The following is a 16,589-nucleotide window of genomic DNA, read 5'->3' as shown; positions in this document are numbered from 1 at the left end:
AAAAACGATGCGAGCGACGGCTTTGTTCCTTGAAAAGGCGGGGAAAGGAGCTGCGTCGCCAAGGCCACGCCCTCTTGAACAGCAAAGCCATCGAAACTATAAGGCGGCCATTCCATTATAAATGATGCAGGGGTGCCATGGCTGGCCATTCACAGTTCAAGAACATCATGCACCGCAAGGGCAAGCAGGACGGTATCCGTTCAAAGATGTTCTCCAAGCTCGCGCGCGAAATCACGGTTGCCGCAAAGACGGGTCTGCCTGACCCGACCATGAACGCTGCACTTCGTCTGGCCGTACAGAACGCCAAGGCGCAGTCCATGCCGAAGGACAATATCGACCGCGCCATCAAGAAGGCTTCCGGCGCCGATGCCGAGACCTATGACGCGATCCGTTACGAAGGTTACGGCCCGGGCGGCACGGCGGTCATCGTCGAAGCGCTGACCGACAACCGTAATCGTACCGCATCGAACGTGCGTTCGACCTTCTCCAAGGCCGGCGGCGCACTTGGCGAAACCGGTTCGGTATCCTTCTCCTTCGACCACGTCGGCGAAATCACCTACAAGGCCTCCGTCGGCGATGCCGACAAGGTCATGGAAGCGGCGATCGAAGCCGGTGCAGAAGACGTCGTTTCGGATGAAGACGGCCACACGATCTATTGCGGCTTCGAGGACATGAACGAAGTGTCCAAGGCGCTGGAAGGCGTGCTCGGCGAAGCCGAAACCGTCAAGGCGATCTGGAAGGCGCAAACGCCGATCGAAGTCGACGAAGACAGGGCGCTCTCGATCATGAAGCTGATCGAAACGCTGGAAGACGACGACGACGTGCAGGCCGTCTATTCCAACTTCGAAGTCTCTGATGAAGTGATGGCCAAGCTTTCGGCCTGATCTTTTTGACAAGGGGCGGGGGTTAACTCTCGCCTTAAGGCTTATCGGAGCCCGGCGGCCGCGGACATCTGTCCGGCGGCCGTTTTTTTGGCAAGCAGGCTACCTTGCAGCGGCGAACGTGCCCTGCAGGCTGTGCTGGTCAGGGCCGTCGCTGTTCTCGAAAACGCTTCTTTCCCAGCTGAAATCGTCCCATTTCAGGCTTGTATCGAACCAGCGCCGAAGACGATCCTCACCGTCCTGACCGGTGTAACTGGTGAGACTGACGCCGAGGGGCGCGGTATAGTCCACGTCGAACACCGTTCCGCCCTCGGTTTCGCCCTGCAGACGAAGCCGGCAGAGAGCGTTTTCGTCGATCGAGATATCGATGCGGGAGGGACCGAAAGCGTCGTCGCCATAGGTCCCGAGCAGGCCGGGTGGTTCTGCCCATTCCTCTCCCGTCAGGGAATTGATCGATCCCGGCCCGTCATAAACGATGGATATCCCATCGAGACTGCGCAGATTTCGATCCCTGAAAGCAGAAAGCGGAAGTTGCAGCCACTGAGTATCGACATTGGGCTGGAGATCGAAATGCTCATCCGGATCCTCGGGAATGTCATAGGTGAACGGCTCTCCCTGGAGGCTCAGATAAAGACCGATCATCTCCCCCGGTTTCTGCCCCTTCCAGCTGCCGTCGCGCTCGAAAAGGTTCATGCGCCCTGAGATGATTGCGGGCGTGTATTGCGTGCCTTCGTAGATAATCTTGAAATGCGCCATTCGATATCGAACCTCGGTTGAGCAGGGGAACGGTTTCTTGTGCTCAGATAGGTCGGGGGAAGGTGCTGGCCAGTCTCACACCTTCACATCCAGATCGCCATCCCGCCACACGACGTGGCGCGGTGAGGCTGGCAGGGTCTCGATCTCGTCGGCGATGAAGTAGGGCGGGATGTCGAGCGCCTTCAATGCTTCGGTCGTGGCTTTCACCCATTTGAACTCGAGTTCGTGGGTATCGATGACACGATGGACGATATCGGTCGGATGGAAGGCAAAACTCTCCGGCAGTTCCATGCGGTAATAAAAGCCGAGTTCGTGCCAGTCCTTCTCCTCATAATGGAAGAAGTTCTCGACCACCCAGAGAAGCGGGCCGATTTCCGCGGTGACACCCAGTTCCTCGACCATTTCGCGGGCAAGCGTTTCCCCGGATGTTTCACCCATTTCGGCGCGGCCGCCCGGAAATGTCCAAAAAGTTTCGTGCACGGCGCGGTGCACCAGAACATGGCCGTTACGAAAGGCAAGGCCGGCGATTCGCATCTGGAACAGGCGGCCGGGTTTGAATTTCTTGCGGATACGCAGATCCTGCGGCATGGATTACCCCAATTCTATGACGTTGATTTCCGGTCGCGAACCAATCCTGACCGGTAGCACGGAACAGCCGAGCCCGCGCGAGACAATCAGGTCGCGCCCGAATTCGCGATAGTGTCCGGCCGGATATCGGCGCGAACCGGCAGACGCCGCCATGGGGCGCCAGCCGAAAATATTGATCTGGCCGCCATGGGTGTGGCCGGAGAGAACAAGGCTCATGCTCTCGCTTGCCTCGTCCATGCGGGCAAAAATGTCGGGCTCGTGTGCCATCAGGATTGCAGACGCTGTATCGGTGATCTGGCGCGAGGTTTCTGGCAGGTCATCCAGCCCGCCAAAGCGCCGGCCGGGCAGCGCCATCTGGTCGCCCAGACCAGCTAGCCAGAACGGATTTCCATCCTTCTCCAGTCTTGTCGCCTGATTAACATAGGTAGCGATGCCGGCGTTTTTCAGCGCTTCATGGGCAAGGTTTGGACCGTCGGGATCAAGCTGGAAAGCGTCATCATGCCAGTAATCGTGATTGCCGAGGATAGCATGGACACCGAGCGGTGCTTTCAGCGTGGCCAGCGCGGATGCCCATTGCGATGGTGCGATGGGGTCGGTCACCAGATCGGTCGCGGTGACACAATCCCCCAGTAGCAGTATGACATCACCGCCCAAGCCGTTTGCCGTCGCGCAGATCTGCCTGATCCTGTCGACGGTCATCCACGGATTGCAGGCGTGAATATCCGCAAGCGCAACGATGCGCAGTTTCAGGCCGGGCGTCCAGCCATTCGGCGTCAGCGTATGGCGGGTGATGCGCGGGCGCGCCATCACTTCGACAAAGGGGTAGGCGGCCAATGCCAGGAGGCTGGCCGTGGCAGTCAAGGCGCCTTTGATCAGGGTTCGCCTTGTCAGCATGCCGGGATCACTCGTCTTCCAGGCTCATGCGAAACTGTGCGGCTTCCATTTCCTTCGGCGGCTGAAGCCCCAGATGTTTCCAGGCGTTTGCCGTTAGAACGCGGCCGCGCGGGGTGCGCTGGATAAAACCCTGCTGGATCATGTAGGGCTCGATAATGTCCTCGATCGCATCGCGCGGCTCGGAAAGGCCGGCGGCGATGGTTTCGATGCCGACTGGGCCGCCGGCAAAATTCACGGCGATCATGTTGAGGTACCGTTTGTCGAGCTGGTCGAAACCGGCGTGGTCGACATTGAGACGCAGCAGTGCCTCGTCGGCGATCTCCTTGGTCACGGCTTCCGCCCGCGCCACTTCTGCGAAATCGCGCACGCGGCGCAGAAGACGGCCGGCGATGCGTGGCGTACCGCGGGCGCGTCGTGCGATTTCGCGGGCGCCGTCGTCGGTCATGTTGAGGCCCATCAGCCGCGCGCCACGACGCACGATGCCTTCCAGTTCGTCGACCGTATAGAAGGACAGCCGCACCGGAATGCCGAAACGGTCGCGTAGCGGTGTGGTCAGAAGGCCGATACGGGTGGTGGCGGCAACCAGCGTGAACTTGGAAAGATCGATCTTCACGGAACGCGCGGCCGGCCCTTCGCCGATGATGAGGTCGAGCTGAAAATCCTCCATGGCCGGATAGAGAATTTCCTCGACGGCCGGGTTGAGGCGGTGGATTTCGTCGATAAAGAGGACGTCTCGTTCCTCGAGATTGGTCAGAAGGGCTGCAAGATCGCCGGCCTTGGCAATGACAGGGCCGGAGGTGGAGCGGAAATTCACCCCGAGCTCCTTGGCCATGATCTGCGCCAGCGTGGTTTTGCCGAGACCCGGCGGGCCGACGAACAGGACGTGATCCAGTGCCTCGCCACGGTTTTTCGCCGCCTCGATAAAGATCTTCAGGTTGGCGCGGGCCTCCGCCTGGCCGGTGAACTCGTCCAGCGACTGCGGGCGCAGCGCCGTGTCGAGGTCTTCGCCCCGCTTTTCCGGCGAGATGAGGCGGGTGTCATCGGTCATAAGGGCATTTCCGTTCGAAACCAGTTATCCAGTCCATACACGACATGAGCGCGTTTCGCAGCCGCGATCGGTGTCAGCGTGCCAGTTCCTTCAGGCCGAGCCGGATCAGCTTGGCGCTGTCTGCACCTTCGCCTGCAGTCTTCATGGCCGCTGCCACCGCATTGGCAGCCTGATCACGCGAGTATCCGAGGTTGGTGAGTGCCGAGACGGCATCCGAAACCGGTGCGGAGGCGACACCTTCGCCCAACTCCTGTTTGAAGCCGATATTGCCGGCCGCCTCGCCGGCGAATGCCGGAGCCTTGTTCTTCAATTCGGTCACGAGACGCACCGCCACCTTCGGGCCTACGCCCGGTGCGCGCGAAACCGCCGTTTTGTCCTGTAGCGCGATGGCGTTGGCAAGTTCTGCCGGGGTGAGGGTGGAGAGCACCGCCAGCGCCACCTTGGAACCCACGCCTTGCACGCTCTGCAACAGGTTGAACCATTCGCGTTCCAGCGCCGACACGAAACCGAACAGTTTCAGCTGGTCTTCGCGCACATAGGTTTCGATGAACAGGATCGCCGCTTCGCCGACATTCATGCGCGACAGAGTGCGCGAGGAACAGAAGGCTTCGTAACAGACGCCATGCACATCGATCAGCACATAGTCGTCGCCGATCTCGTCGATAGTGCCTTTGAGCTTGCCGATCATGTGGCTTGTCCTGAAAGAGGGTGGGTATCGGGCGAGATGAGGTCTATGCCCGGAAAATAGTTGCGATAACCGGATGGATCGCGGGTCAGCAGTTTGTAGCCGCGGATGGTGGCGTGTGCACCGATCAGAAAGTCGGGCAGCACCCGCTCGCGTTTTCCGCCCGCCGAACGATAACGACGAAAGGCATAGGAGGCGGCAAATGCCGCCGGCCATGGAAGGTTTTCGCGAATGAACTGTTCACGCGGCAGAAGCGCCTCGACGGTATCGAGATCGTCATAACGATAGGAAAATTCGGAAAAGATGATCTGGTTGATGACGACATTGCCGCGCTGCATCGCCGCCAGCAGTTGCGCGCGTGACCAGTCCAGCCAGGTTTCATCGCGAACGGCGAGATCCACCAGAATATTGGTATCGACCAGCGTCGTCATTGTCTGTTACCGGTCACGGGTGATGCGCATGAGTTCGTCGGCATCCACGGCCTGATCACCGGTGCCGCCCAGCCGATCGAGTGTCGAGACAAACCGGTCGAGCCGCGCACGGTCGGCTTGCGCTGTCACGCCGTTTTTCGGCGCAATGGTGATGACGCCGCCCTCGACACCAAAGATGACCTCGCTGTTCGGCGTGATGCCGGCCAGTTCGCGCAAGTCGCGGGGGATGGTCACCTGTCCTTTGGATGTCACACGCATGGCCTTGCTCCTTTGAGTAAGAATTTATCTTACTTCGAGAACAAGTCAAGAACAAACTCTTCGCCGGCTTAGCCGGCCAGCGCCTGGCGCATGCGGTTGCCGCCGCGATTGTGGGCATGGCAGATGGCGATCGCGAGTGCGTCGGCGGCGTCATTGCCCTTGAATTCCACCTTGGGCATCAGGATCTTCAGCATCATGTGGATCTGTTTCTTGTCGCCATGTCCGACGCCGATGACGGATTTCTTGACCGCGTTCGGCGCGTATTCGGCGACCGGCAGGCCGGCGCGGGCCGGCACCAGCATGGCGATGCCACGGGCCTGGCCGAGTTTCAGCGTGGCAACCGCATCCTTGTTGACAAAGGTCTGTTCTACGGCGGCTTCATTGGGCTGGTAGCTGTGCACCACTTCGGCGAGGCCATCGTGCAACTGGCACAGGCGCGACGCCAAATCCATGTCGCCATCGGATGTCACCGTACCGGATGCCACGAAACGCAGCGAATTGCCGAGCGTTTCGATCACACCCCAGCCGCAACGGCGAAGCCCCGGGTCGATGCCGATGATGCGAATCGTCTGTGTCATGCCGTCCACCCTATAGCGACCGCTGAAATACGGCCAGTCAAATGCGAACAAACCAAAAACATACGGCCTGTTAACGAACGGTTAATCCTCTTCCAACGGTGTTTGAAACTTCGCCAGCATATAAGCCGTTGCTGAAATAAATCCCGTCAGAACTTACGGGAGGAGGAGGTCATGATGACGATAGTGACTCAGTTGCGGGCGCGGCCGGTACAGGTCCTTTCCGTTCTGTTAATACTCAATGCTCTGGCCGTTGGCGCCATGATGGCGCTGGCGGCCCCCATCGATCTGGCTGGTGGAACCGGCTTGTGGCTTCCTGTCGTCGGCGCTGGCGCATTGCTGGCAACGCTTGCAGCCTTGATTGCACTGGCACGGCTGGTGCAGGCACCGCTGGACCGGCTCGAAACGTCGGTACGCACGCTCAGCGCCGAAGTGGCTCGCGGTGGCGATGCGGTGCCGGGCCTTGGTCTGACGCTGGCATCCAGCGGTGACATCAGCGCATCCAGCCGATCGCTTTTTCGCTTGCGACAGGTCCTGTCGGATCGCAATCGTCGCGCCGAGCAGGACCGGCGGGATCGCCGGAGCATTGATGAACAGCTGACGACAGAACGTCTCAAGCAGGCGGTAGAGGACCAGGTTCGTCAGGTGGCGGTTGGAGAGCTTGCCGATGGCTTGCGCCGTCTCGCCAATGGCGAACTGGGCCTGCAGCTGGATCTGTCCATGCCGCCGGAATTGGAGCCGGTGCGCATCCATTTCAATCGCGCTTCCATCATGCTTGCCGAAAACATGGGTGGTGATGGAAGTCATGCGATGGTCGTTCGCGATACCGGCATCGTGCTGGAAGCCAGCACCGAACTCGCAAGACAAGGAGCCGATCAGGCCAGCGGTATCGTGGAACTGCGCCGTTCGGCGTCCATGCTTACCCATGGCGCGGCGGCGAGGGCGGAAGAAGCACAGGAACTGGCAGCGCTGGCCGCATGGTTGCGCGCGGAAATCATGCAATGCGCTCAGGCGATCACATCTGCTAAGAGTGCGGTCAACAGTGTTGCCAGAGCCTCGGCCGATATGAATGCGACGGCGCAAGACGTTCAGAATATTTTTCGAGACACGAGTTTTGCCTCGCTCAACCTGGGCATCGGCGCCGTTCAGTCTACTGGAGGCAGCAAGGATGTCGGGGCTCTGCTGGAAGAGGTGAGAACGCTTGCCGATCGGGCGGCGCGCGCTGCCGGAAAGCTGTCAGGCATCACCATGCCCGGCGTCGCCAAGGCAAATTCGGCGGCTGACGTGATGGCAAAATCGCAGGCCGATCTCGAGGCGCTTGGTCAGCAGATGGAAGCCATAGAGGATCGCGCAGCGACACTTGCCCGCGCCGGCCGCGAGGATGTGACTGTCATCGGCGAGGTCGAGCTGGTGGCGCGCGAACTGGAAGCGGGCGCACGCGGTCATGCCAATGTGGTGGAAAAAACAGTGCTTGCCATGAGTGCCCTGTCACGCAGCCTTGGCCGCATGGAGTTGAAGCTCGGGCTTTTCAACCAGCCTGTGCCGTCGCTGCCGGCATTCCCGCCCATGCCTGCGCCAGCCAACACGTCGCGTCCATCTGGGCCGAGGCCCTATCTGCGCCGCGTCAAATAGCCGCCGTGCGCACAGGCGTTTTTGTCACATGCCTTTGTCGAAAATCAATTCGGGGGCCTTAGCATCTGCGCTACGGCTTCCTACATGGAAGGTGCGGTGGATCATCATCCGCCGCATTTTCATGTTTGCAGCAGGATTTTCTCATGATCCCTTTCTCCATTCTCGATCTGTCGCCGATCGGCGAGGGCAGGACCGCCACCGAAGCGCTGGATGAATCGCGCCAGCTGGCAATAAAGGCCGAGGATGAAGGCTATAAACGCGTCTGGCTGGCTGAACATCACGGCATGCCGGGTATTGCCAGCGCTGCCACCGCCGTCGTCATCGGTCATGTCGGGCAGGCCACCAAACGCATCCGCATCGGTTCCGGCGGCATCATGCTGCCCAACCATTCTCCGCTTGTCGTGGCAGAACAGTTCGGCACGCTGGCAGCGCTCTTCCCGGGTCGTGTCGATCTTGGCCTTGGCCGCGCGCCGGGCACGGACATGCGAACCGCGCAGGCGCTTCGCCGCAACATGGAGGCAGGCGTCGACAATTTTCCGAACGACATTCTGGAACTTCAGCACCTGCTCAGCACGCCGCTGGACAATCAGGCCATTCTTGCCATTCCGGGTGTCGAGTCCAACGTGCCGGTCTGGCTGCTCGGCTCCAGCGTCTATAGCGCTCATCTGGCGGCGGCCCTCGGCCTGCCTTATGCGTTTGCTTCGCATTTTGCGCCCGATATGTTGTTTGATGCGCTGCATATCTACCGTGAACGCTTCCAGCCCTCCGCCACGCTCGACAAGCCTTATGTCATGGTCGGTGTGATGGGTGTGGGCGCGGAGACAGATGAGGAGGCAAAACGCCTCTTCACATCGTCGCAGCAGCAATTCGTCAATCTGCGCAAGAATATCCGCACGAAATTCCCGAAACCGGTGGACAGCATGGACGGCCACTGGAATGATATCGAGCGCATCAATGTCGAGCACACGCTGCGTTATGCTGCCGTCGGTTCGGCTGCCACGCTGGAAACGCAACTTGGCGAATTCCTGAAGGATACGGCGGCGGATGAGCTGATCGTTTCGATGCCGATCCACGATATCGACGCGCGCCTTCGTTCGGTGGAGATGTTTGCCAATCTTTCGATGATGCAGAAGACGACCGACTGATTTAGCAACGCCTTGATTTCCTCAGGCCCCGGTCGGAACAATCCCGGCCGGGGCCTGTTTCGTCTCGAAGAGAAGGAGGCGAACATGAAAAAGCTCCGTGCCGGAAGCCAGGTCGAATGGACCTGGGGTGCCAACAGCGCCGAAGGCAAGGTGGAAAAGACTTTCACCGCCGACGTATCGCGTAAAATCAAAGGTAAGGTGATCAAGCGCAAGGCCGACAAACAGGAACCGGCATTGCTGATCCGTCAAAAGGATGGCGGCAGGGTGCTGAAGAGCCGATCAGAAGTGAGGCCGGCTCATGACTGACAAGATGACCGACAGACAGTCACCCGCAAATCTGCAATATATTCCGCCTGAACCGGTTTCGGCGGCTGCCCGCAAAGGGCTGGCTCTGCGCCAGAAATTTCATCGGGGCGGTACTATGGTGGGGGTTGCGCGCGCCTGCGATCTCAAAGACCGCAAACCGTTGTCGGATGAGGTGATGAAACGCATGGCCGCGTTTTTCGCCCGCCATAACCTCGACAGACGCGCCAGAAATTTTGGCAATGACGACGATCCGTCTGCTGGTTATGTCGCCTGGCTGATGTGGGGCGGCGATGCGGGTAAAACTTGGGTGGAAGGGCAGAGGCAGTCGAGACAGCGCAGACCGGTTGTCGCTAGAGCACGTCCCAGCTAATCTGCACCATTCTGTTGGCTTAGACGGAGTCGGATATTCGTTCGGCCGGCGCGCGTCGTAGCTCCGCTCTACGGCCAAGCCGGCCGAACGAATAGGCGGCCCGTATCAGCCAACCCCGAAGGGGCCAGGCATCTTTCCGCCCGGATAAGAGGCGATCGGCTCGAACGTACCTTAGGGTATGCCCTTCGCCAATCGCCGCTGCCCTGACGAAAACCTGCCCCGGCAGAATGGTGCAGATTGGCTGCGATGTGCTCTAGATAACCGGGCCGCTGTAGTTGATGATATCCAGGCCGCCATTGTTGCTGGACAGATAGCGCCCATCGACTTTGTCATGCTTCACATATTTGGCAATCGCGGAAAAGGTGCCGTCGTTTTCGTGGATCCAGACAGCACCTTCTGTCCCGTCCAACGCGCCGTGAAAGCCTTTGTTGCCCAAGGTTTCCAGCATGGCTTCCACCGTCAGGGGGCCGCCGTCGTGAAGCACGTGCGCCCGCGGCAGGGCCGCCTTGTCCGCACGCATGCTAAACTCGTCATAGGCCGTACGCCGATGCTTGAGCATGATCGCGAACGCCACGAACAGATGTTCCGGATCGTCGATATCGTAGCGGGTTCCGGTGGCGGTATGCAGCCATTCGCCGACGACACGTTCGCCCTCCTGCAGAAGATCGAGGAAGCGGGATTGCCTTTGCGCCACCCATCTCTCGAAAGCGAGATGGAGCGGGTAAGGCGAACTCCACGCCGGATATCCGGCCCGGTTCAGGGCATGGATTTGTCCGTCAAGTCTTGCAATAGCGACGCATGAGCCGTCCACTTTTTCCGTAACAATAAATCTGTCGCCGCGCCTTGCGGGGCCGGTGGTGAAAAGGCGCGATTGCTCGGGCGGCAAGGTATAGTCTGCCGGTCCGACCCGCGAGCCGACCAGATGTGGCGTGCTGCCATAGCCCTTGATGCCAAGCGGCTTGGAAGGTTTTGTGTCGGTCATGAAGGATCTCTTGTGCCTGTGCCCGCCAGTTCATCGATGTACGGCCTGTCAAGAATGCCAGAGCTAAAAGCGGCTTGTACAGGGTCAGCGCGACGAGACAGCCAGGTTTCGCAAGCTGCTTTTCAGCTTGTCCCGCCCGCCCGGTTGCCAGCCGAGCGATTTGAGATGCGTTGTGTCCATCACGTTCACCATCGCATGATCAGCCGGTGCCGGCAGAGGATGAGACACGCCGCCTGCCTTGCCATAAAGCGATAGGATTTCGTGTGTGTCGGTGACGATGTCGGACGCGTTGAAGGCTCTGCCGTTCACCACGTTGGCATCCTGTTCGAGCAGCAGAAGGATTGCCGTCGCCAGATCGTCGCCATGCACTTCGCTTCCGGCCCGCGGTGCGATTGGCCTGCCAGCGAGATAATCGCCAAACAATGCATCCCATTTGTTGGGTCGATGATGGCCATAAACGCCGGTGGCGCGCAGGCTGGTGGTGATGAAAGTGCTGGAGGAAAGACGGGCAAGTGCCTGTTCCGACTCAAGCTTGATCTGGCCGTAGAGGCTGTCTGGCGAGAGCGTCATGTCCTCACGCAGTACGCTGCCGGCGGCCAAGCCATCATAGACGGCACGGCTGGACAGAAAAATACAGCGTTTGACACCTGCCGCTTTGGCATCCTTGAACAGTTTGACACTGCCCTCGTGATTGAGATGGCGGAAGCGCACCGGATCATCGCCTTCTCCGCCACGATATCGGCCGGGGAGGTGATCGAAGGCGAGATGTATGAAGGCATCGATGCCGGCGAATTGTTCCCGCTGGTCGAGCGTAGGGTCGAGAGTGAGGTGCGTGAAGGTGAGATCGGAAGCTGGCTGGCGCCGTCCTCCCAAGCGAACCGAATGCCCTGCGCGAAGCAGCCCATCAGTCACGTATTGCCCGACAAGCCCCGTTCCGCCGGACAGAAGAACGCTGCAGACGGGAGGGGCGAAGGAGGGCAATTTCAGGTCCATCATTTCCCTGTAACGTCGGCCAGGCTTACATCATGGATGGAAATGGACTCGACAATCTGTTTCGGGCACAGATCCAGAGGTTGTTTGCAATCCGTCACAAAATGCAGGCCCGGCACCCATTCTCCATCTTTATGGATGATGAAGTCATCTTCTATCGAATTGAACTCGATCGTGTAGCCATCGCCAATCCCGGCGACATCATCACCGATGCCAATGCCACCGAATTTACTCCTGTAACCTGGCCCAACCGTAATTTTGTAAAGAAGATCGGACACCGCAAAGTCGAGGATGATTTCCAAATTTTTGAAAGCGAGAGACCTATAGACTTGATTTTTATGCTGGAAATGTCGCAGTCGAATTTCCCCGATCCAGCCTGTGCTGCTTTCCATCAATTCCCAGTATCCCTCTTGGATATTGGGTATCTTCATGAAGCGCACTTCCTGTGTCAGCGCGATCATAGTCAGTACGTCGGAAAATGCCATGCCCAGCGTGAACCCGGCGGCGCTCTTTGCAGGCACCAGCGGAGCATCAAGATCAGGCAACGGCTTTGGCTCGATATTTGTCATCGAGGACTATCCGCCGGATTTTCGAGCGTCGCAATGTCCGGGATTTCGCGCCCCTCATAATAGGCTTGCCACAGGTCGATCAGCGGCCGCAGTTTGTCCGCTTTCGGATGATCCGTCTCCCACGGCTTTTCATACTGGTAATGCAGCACGCCGATGTTTTTCCAGTCCCACAGGTCCGGCATGGCGAACCACACATATTGCAGCATGTTCATCGTCACCGGCAGGCCGTGCCAATCGGGAAAAAAATGCTCCAGAAACGTCTGGTCGGTGCGTCGCCAGAAGGCATCCGGCACGTCGAGTGCTTCCAGCATGGCGTCAAACGTTTCGAGTGAGGGTTTGGCGACAAACACACCGGAATTCATGCGGTGGAAATCGCCAAGTCCTTCATAGACATTCGGCGCGGCGCAGAATTCTGGATAGGAAAACAGCTTGTCTATATTTTTCAGCACCAGCGCATCGGCATCGATGAAGATTACGCGCTCGTATTCCGTCAGTTGCCACAGACGCAGCTTGCAGAAGTTGTCGAGCGGCGTGTGGAATTCCGGCTTGCGGCCTTTGGTGAAGGGAGCGGCGCCGTGCAGGTTCTTGCGGGCATGGCGTTCGTTGAATTCGTCGGAAAGGGGTAAGTGTTCGACCTTGATAAGGCGGCAGCCAAGCGCCGTCAGCGTCAACAGGTCGAGATCGGAGACGGCGCCGGTGTGCAGCACCACGATATCGGCATCCGTGCCGGTGTGGAGGATGGAGCGGGCAAGTGCCGTGGCGCCCATCGCGTAATCAGCATTGGTGACGAGCGTGACGAAGGCGTGGTTCATGGCTTGGCGGTAACTCCCTCATAACGCTGCCGTCATCCTCGGGCTTGACCCGAGGATCTGCCGCCGTTGAATATTCTCGGGCGTGCTTAGATCCTCGGGTCAAGCCCGAGGATGACGGAGAACAAAGTGGTAGGCAGTGCAAAGCGACACCGCCTCGAAAAAATCTTACGAAACCGACTTCAGCCGCTTGCCTTCCGGATCATGTTCGATCTTGGCGGCAATGTCCTTCGTCCATGCCGAAACGGCCGGAACGCGTGTGCGATCAACACGATAGGCGTATTTCTTCGCAACGTCGACGATCTCCGCCAGCAGGCCTTCGCCAAGCGTGGTCGGCTTTAGGCCGAGGCCCAAAAACTTGTCGTTTTTCACGACGAGATCGTTTTCCGGCGCTTCCTTGCGCGGGTTCGGCAGCCAGGCGATTTCGGTGCCGCTCATCTTGGAAATCATTTCGGCCAGATCGCGCACCCGGTGGGTTTCGGTCATCTGGTTGAAGATTTCGACGCGGCTGTTCTTGGCCGGCGGATTGTTGAGCGCGATCTCGATGCAGCGCACAGAATCCTGAATGTGGATGAAGGCGCGCGTCTGGCCGCCGACGCCATGCACGGTGAGCGGATAACCGATCGCCGCCTGAATGAGGAAGCGGTTGAGCACTGTGCCGTAATCGCCATCGTAATCGAAGCGGTTGATCAGCTGTTCGTGGCGGCGGGTCTGCTGCGTGTGCGTGCCCCAGACGATGCCCTGATGCAGGTCGGTGATACGAAGACCGTCATTCTTGGCGTAGAAAGCAAACAGCTGCTGATCGAGCACCTTGGTCATATGGTAGATCGAGCCGGGATTGCCGGGATAGAGGATTTCCTGGGAAACCGTGCGGCCGTCCATCGTCTCGATGCCGACCGGCAGATAGCCTTCCGGAATGGCGGCGCCGACGGTGGAATAACCATAAACGCCCATCGTGCCGAGATGCACGAGATGCGCATCGAGATCGAGCTCGACCAGCGCGTTGAGGACGTTATGGGTGGCGTTGACGTTGTTGTTGACCGTGTAGTTCTTGTGGCGGTCGGACTTCATCGAATAGGGAGCGGCGCGCTGTTCGGCGAAATGCACGATCGCATCCGGGCGATTTTTTGCCAGCCAGCCCTTAAGAAGCTCATAGTCCTTGGCGATGTCGATCAGGTTGAAATGGATGCGGCGACCCGTCTCATTGTGCCAGATGCGGGTGCGTTCCTGTATCGAGTCCATCGGCGTCAGGGACTGAACGCCAAGTTCGGTATCGATCCAGCGGCGGGAAAGGTTGTCGAGGATGTGGACGTCGTGTCCGGCATCCGACAGGTGAAGGCAAGTCGGCCAGCCGACAAATCCGTCGCCGCCCAGAACTGCAATCTTCATGATGATGTCTCCGCTGGTTTTGACAAAAATTCCTGATAGGGAAGTTTCGTGACAGGCAATAAAGCGTGGTGTGTTGTCCTTCCCTTATGAAGGGCACAACATGAAAATTCCAAGGCATATCCATGACTGAGCACAGTTTTTCGCTTTCAGGCGAACTTATCGAAAATGGTCACCGTCTGGTGCAGCGGGTCTATTACGAGGACACGGATTTCTCCGGCCTGATCTATCACGCCCGTTATCTGCATTTTCTCGAGCGCGGCCGCTCCGACTATCTGCGCTGCCTCGGCTGCGAGCAGAGCCAGTTGATTTCGGTCGATGACGAGGGACTGGTTTTCGTGGTGCACCGCATGGAGATCGACTTCAAGCAGCCGGCGCGCATGGATGACGTCATCACCATCCAGACGATCACGGAAAAGGCGGGCGGCGCCAAGATGGTGCTCGATCAGGAGATCCGTCGTGGCGATACGCTGCTTATTTCCGCCAAGGTGGTGATTGCGGTGATCAACAAGCACGGCCGCCCGAGGCGCTTGCCGGAGACGATTGCGGAGAAGTTTTTGGGGAAGCCGGAGTAGGCGCGGTTAGCCTCGCGCACCTTCAGGCGCTTCATATCACTTGCCGAGAACAATGCCCGTCCGTGTCATCTTCTTCATGCCGGGCCTCAGTTCGACCGGGCATTGTCCGGCGAATTTCACCTCGGCCCGGATCGTCTGTGAAACCTGCTCACCGGCGGCCTTGAAACTGGTGATCGATTCGAACCGGTAGCTTTTCTGGAAATCGCCGGCATAGGTCAGTGCCATTTTGACATTCCCGGTGCCGCTCAGTTCGCAGCCTGCCTCGAGAGCGCCTTCGTTGCCGTTCCAGCTCGATGTCATGACCTCGCATTCCTTGTCGAAATCACTCCAGACGTCACTGTCGATGAAATGGTTTTTGCTGTCACCGACACACATAGACCAGTCGGCAAACGGGTTGTCTTTGGACGTAAGGATCCACAGGCCCGGCTTTCGGACAGGAAAATCGGCGGCCAAGGCGGCAGGTGCAATCGGTAGCGATACGACAGCGATGCCGGCAAGGAAACGCAGGGTTACGAACATGTGATGCCTCGGTGAAAATCATTGGTGCCGATGCCATGGCTGGCGGAACGGCAAAAATCGTCGTGCCGGGGCGATACGTGGCGGCAGGGCAGGGATCAAGTCGCTCGACGCTAAAACACGCTGCGGAAACGCTTTTTCCACCGGGCACCGCCGGCGGGCAACCTTTGAACAGCAAATTGCTGAGTCTTGCCAAGCACATGGCCGGCTCGGCTGTAACCCTTTATTAACGATAATCATGTCTTACTCAGGCGTGAGGAATTTGTGCGATGCACGCCTTCCTTTGACCAAATTTCAAGGCGAGAAGCCAAGCTGAAAACCTAGGGTATCTGGGGTCAGTCGGTTTCTTTAGCGAACAGACACATACTCGCGAGAGCGCGCTTTTGAACCCGCCCGGTCTTTGAACAAGCCGGGCGTTTGGATTCGGGGATTGAGAGTTAGATGGAACAGGTAGCGTTGGAAGCAGCCACTCACGATGTCAGTCTGTGGGCGCTGTTCATGCAAGCCGGATTTATCGTCAAGGCGGTGATGATCGGCCTTATGTTTGCGTCGGTCTGGACGTGGGCCATCGTCATCGACAAATACATCAACTTCGCCAAGGCAAAGCGCCAGTTCGACCAGTTCGAACAGGTGTTCTGGTCCGGCCAGTCGCTGGAAGAGCTTTATCGCACGCTCGCCGATCGCCAGAATGTCGGCATGGCCGCGATCTTCGTTTCGGCCATGCGCGAATGGAAGAAGAGTTTTGAGCGCGGCGCCCGTTCGCCGATCGGTCTGCAGATGCGTATCGACCGCGCCATGGATGTGACGCTTGCCCGAGAAGCCGAAGGTTTCGAAGCGCGTCTCGGTTCGCTCGCCACCATCGGTTCGGCCGGTCCGTTCATCGGCCTGTTCGGTACGGTTATCGGTATCATGACCTCGTTCCAGGCGATCGCCGGTTCGAAGTCCACCAACCTCGCCGTCGTCGCACCGGGTATCGCCGAAGCGCTGCTCGCCACCGCGATCGGCCTTGTTGCCGCTATCCCGGCCGTTATCGCCTATAACAAGTTCATGGGTGATGCCGGCAAACTGTCTGCGCGCATGGAAGGTTTTGCCGACGAATTCTCCGGCATCCTGTCGCGTCAGATCGACGAAAAGCTGCAGCCGCGTCAGCAGGCTGCGCAGTAAATCCAACGGCGAAACGCGTTCAAGGAGCA

At 58.8% G+C, this 16,589-nt stretch carries 21 protein-coding genes; 7 read left to right on the top strand and 14 right to left on the bottom strand.

Annotated features, from left to right (window positions below; translation table 11 throughout):
• Positions 1-137 precede the first annotated feature (137 nt).
• Positions 138-884, top strand: coding sequence for a YebC/PmpR family DNA-binding transcriptional regulator (locus GAO09_RS28945; RefSeq protein ID WP_153360343.1), 747 nt, complete (start codon positions 138-140; stop codon positions 882-884).
• A gap of 99 nt (positions 885-983) precedes the next feature.
• Here GAO09_RS28945 and GAO09_RS28940 read toward each other — a convergent pair whose 3' ends face one another.
• From GAO09_RS28940 to ruvC, 8 genes are all read right to left on the bottom strand, one after another.
• Positions 984-1,637 (bottom strand): hypothetical protein, encoded by a 654-nt coding sequence (locus tag GAO09_RS28940; RefSeq protein ID WP_153360341.1) that lies wholly within the window; start codon positions 1,635-1,637, stop codon positions 984-986.
• 75 nt (positions 1,638-1,712) lie between these two features.
• On the bottom strand, positions 1,713-2,225 hold the full coding sequence (locus GAO09_RS28935) for an NUDIX hydrolase (RefSeq protein WP_153360339.1): 513 nt from the start codon (positions 2,223-2,225) through the stop codon (positions 1,713-1,715).
• A 3-nt stretch (positions 2,226-2,228) separates the two neighbouring features.
• Positions 2,229-3,119 (bottom strand): metallophosphoesterase, encoded by an 891-nt coding sequence (locus tag GAO09_RS28930; RefSeq protein ID WP_153360337.1) that lies wholly within the window; start codon positions 3,117-3,119, stop codon positions 2,229-2,231.
• A 7-nt stretch (positions 3,120-3,126) separates the two neighbouring features.
• Positions 3,127-4,167, bottom strand: coding sequence for a Holliday junction branch migration DNA helicase RuvB (ruvB, locus tag GAO09_RS28925; RefSeq protein ID WP_153360335.1), 1,041 nt, complete (start codon positions 4,165-4,167; stop codon positions 3,127-3,129).
• A 73-nt stretch (positions 4,168-4,240) separates the two neighbouring features.
• Entirely contained in the window at positions 4,241-4,855 is a 615-nt protein-coding gene (gene ruvA, locus GAO09_RS28920; protein ID WP_153360333.1) for a Holliday junction branch migration protein RuvA, read from the bottom strand.
• The gene (locus tag GAO09_RS28915; protein WP_153360331.1) at positions 4,852-5,283 is read right to left on the bottom strand and encodes a type II toxin-antitoxin system VapC family toxin; all 432 of its coding nucleotides are present in this window, start codon (positions 5,281-5,283) and stop codon (positions 4,852-4,854) included. Before GAO09_RS28915 ends, ruvA begins: the two co-directional genes overlap by 4 nt.
• 6 nt (positions 5,284-5,289) lie before the next feature.
• The gene (locus GAO09_RS28910) at positions 5,290-5,541 is read right to left on the bottom strand and encodes an AbrB/MazE/SpoVT family DNA-binding domain-containing protein (protein WP_153360329.1); all 252 of its coding nucleotides are present in this window, start codon (positions 5,539-5,541) and stop codon (positions 5,290-5,292) included.
• Between the two features lie 68 nt (positions 5,542-5,609).
• Positions 5,610-6,119 carry a crossover junction endodeoxyribonuclease RuvC gene (gene ruvC, locus GAO09_RS28905; RefSeq protein WP_132271636.1) on the bottom strand — a complete coding sequence of 170 codons (510 nt, stop codon included), beginning with the start codon at positions 6,117-6,119 and terminating at the stop codon, positions 5,610-5,612.
• Positions 6,120-6,290: 171 nt separating this feature from the next.
• Here ruvC and GAO09_RS28900 point away from each other — a divergent pair, with 171 nt between their 5' ends.
• The 4 genes from GAO09_RS28900 (at position 6,291) to GAO09_RS28885 (ending at position 9,569) form a co-directional block, all read left to right on the top strand.
• A complete protein-coding gene (locus GAO09_RS28900) occupies positions 6,291-7,748 on the top strand; it encodes a methyl-accepting chemotaxis protein (RefSeq protein WP_153360327.1) in 1,458 nt (485 codons plus the stop codon).
• Between the two features lie 143 nt (positions 7,749-7,891).
• Positions 7,892-8,893, top strand: a complete 1,002-nt coding sequence (locus tag GAO09_RS28895) for an LLM class flavin-dependent oxidoreductase (protein WP_153360326.1) — start codon at positions 7,892-7,894, stop codon at positions 8,891-8,893.
• Between the two features lie 84 nt (positions 8,894-8,977).
• Positions 8,978-9,199, top strand: coding sequence for a hypervirulence associated TUDOR domain-containing protein (locus GAO09_RS28890; protein ID WP_153360324.1), 222 nt, complete (start codon positions 8,978-8,980; stop codon positions 9,197-9,199).
• The gene (locus GAO09_RS28885; protein ID WP_235938556.1) at positions 9,192-9,569 is read left to right on the top strand and encodes a hypothetical protein; all 378 of its coding nucleotides are present in this window, start codon (positions 9,192-9,194) and stop codon (positions 9,567-9,569) included. The genes GAO09_RS28890 and GAO09_RS28885 overlap by 8 nt, the downstream gene beginning before the upstream one ends.
• 253 nt (positions 9,570-9,822) lie before the next feature.
• Here the strand turns inward: GAO09_RS28885 and GAO09_RS28880 are convergent, their stop codons facing one another.
• The 5 genes from GAO09_RS28880 to GAO09_RS28860 all read right to left on the bottom strand — a co-directional run bounded on the left by GAO09_RS28880 (position 9,823) and on the right by GAO09_RS28860 (position 14,308).
• Positions 9,823-10,551 carry an RNA ligase family protein gene (locus tag GAO09_RS28880; protein ID WP_153360322.1) on the bottom strand — a complete coding sequence of 243 codons (729 nt, stop codon included), beginning with the start codon at positions 10,549-10,551 and terminating at the stop codon, positions 9,823-9,825.
• An 84-nt stretch (positions 10,552-10,635) separates the two neighbouring features.
• Positions 10,636-11,547, bottom strand: coding sequence for an NAD-dependent epimerase/dehydratase family protein (locus GAO09_RS28875; protein ID WP_235938554.1), 912 nt, complete (start codon positions 11,545-11,547; stop codon positions 10,636-10,638).
• Positions 11,544-12,110 carry a hypothetical protein gene (locus tag GAO09_RS28870; protein WP_153360320.1) on the bottom strand — a complete coding sequence of 189 codons (567 nt, stop codon included), beginning with the start codon at positions 12,108-12,110 and terminating at the stop codon, positions 11,544-11,546. The genes GAO09_RS28875 and GAO09_RS28870 overlap by 4 nt, the downstream gene beginning before the upstream one ends.
• Positions 12,107-12,922, bottom strand: coding sequence for a glycosyltransferase (locus GAO09_RS28865; protein ID WP_153360318.1), 816 nt, complete (start codon positions 12,920-12,922; stop codon positions 12,107-12,109). The genes GAO09_RS28870 and GAO09_RS28865 overlap by 4 nt, the downstream gene beginning before the upstream one ends.
• Before the next feature lie 165 nt (positions 12,923-13,087).
• Complete coding sequence (locus GAO09_RS28860; RefSeq protein ID WP_153360316.1) at positions 13,088-14,308, bottom strand: NAD-dependent epimerase/dehydratase family protein; 1,221 nt, start codon at positions 14,306-14,308, stop codon at positions 13,088-13,090.
• 122 nt (positions 14,309-14,430) lie between these two features.
• On the opposite strand from GAO09_RS28860, the gene ybgC reads away from it, so the two are divergent.
• Positions 14,431-14,880, top strand: a complete 450-nt coding sequence (gene ybgC / locus GAO09_RS28855) for a tol-pal system-associated acyl-CoA thioesterase (protein WP_153360314.1) — start codon at positions 14,431-14,433, stop codon at positions 14,878-14,880.
• Positions 14,881-14,916: 36 nt separating this feature from the next.
• Here ybgC and GAO09_RS28850 read toward each other — a convergent pair whose 3' ends face one another.
• Complete coding sequence (locus GAO09_RS28850) at positions 14,917-15,399, bottom strand: hypothetical protein (RefSeq protein WP_153360312.1); 483 nt, start codon at positions 15,397-15,399, stop codon at positions 14,917-14,919.
• A gap of 438 nt (positions 15,400-15,837) precedes the next feature.
• Here GAO09_RS28850 and tolQ point away from each other — a divergent pair, with 438 nt between their 5' ends.
• Positions 15,838-16,560: a protein TolQ gene (tolQ, locus tag GAO09_RS28845; protein WP_153360310.1), complete on the top strand. Its 723-nt coding sequence runs from the start codon at positions 15,838-15,840 to the stop codon at positions 16,558-16,560.
• Positions 16,561-16,589: the final 29 nt, after the last annotated feature.

It is taken from the genome of Endobacterium cereale (assembly GCF_009617585.1).
GTDB classification, from domain to species: Bacteria; Pseudomonadota; Alphaproteobacteria; order Rhizobiales; family Rhizobiaceae; genus Neorhizobium; species Neorhizobium cereale.
This window is presented reverse-complemented; position numbering and strand designations above follow the sequence as displayed.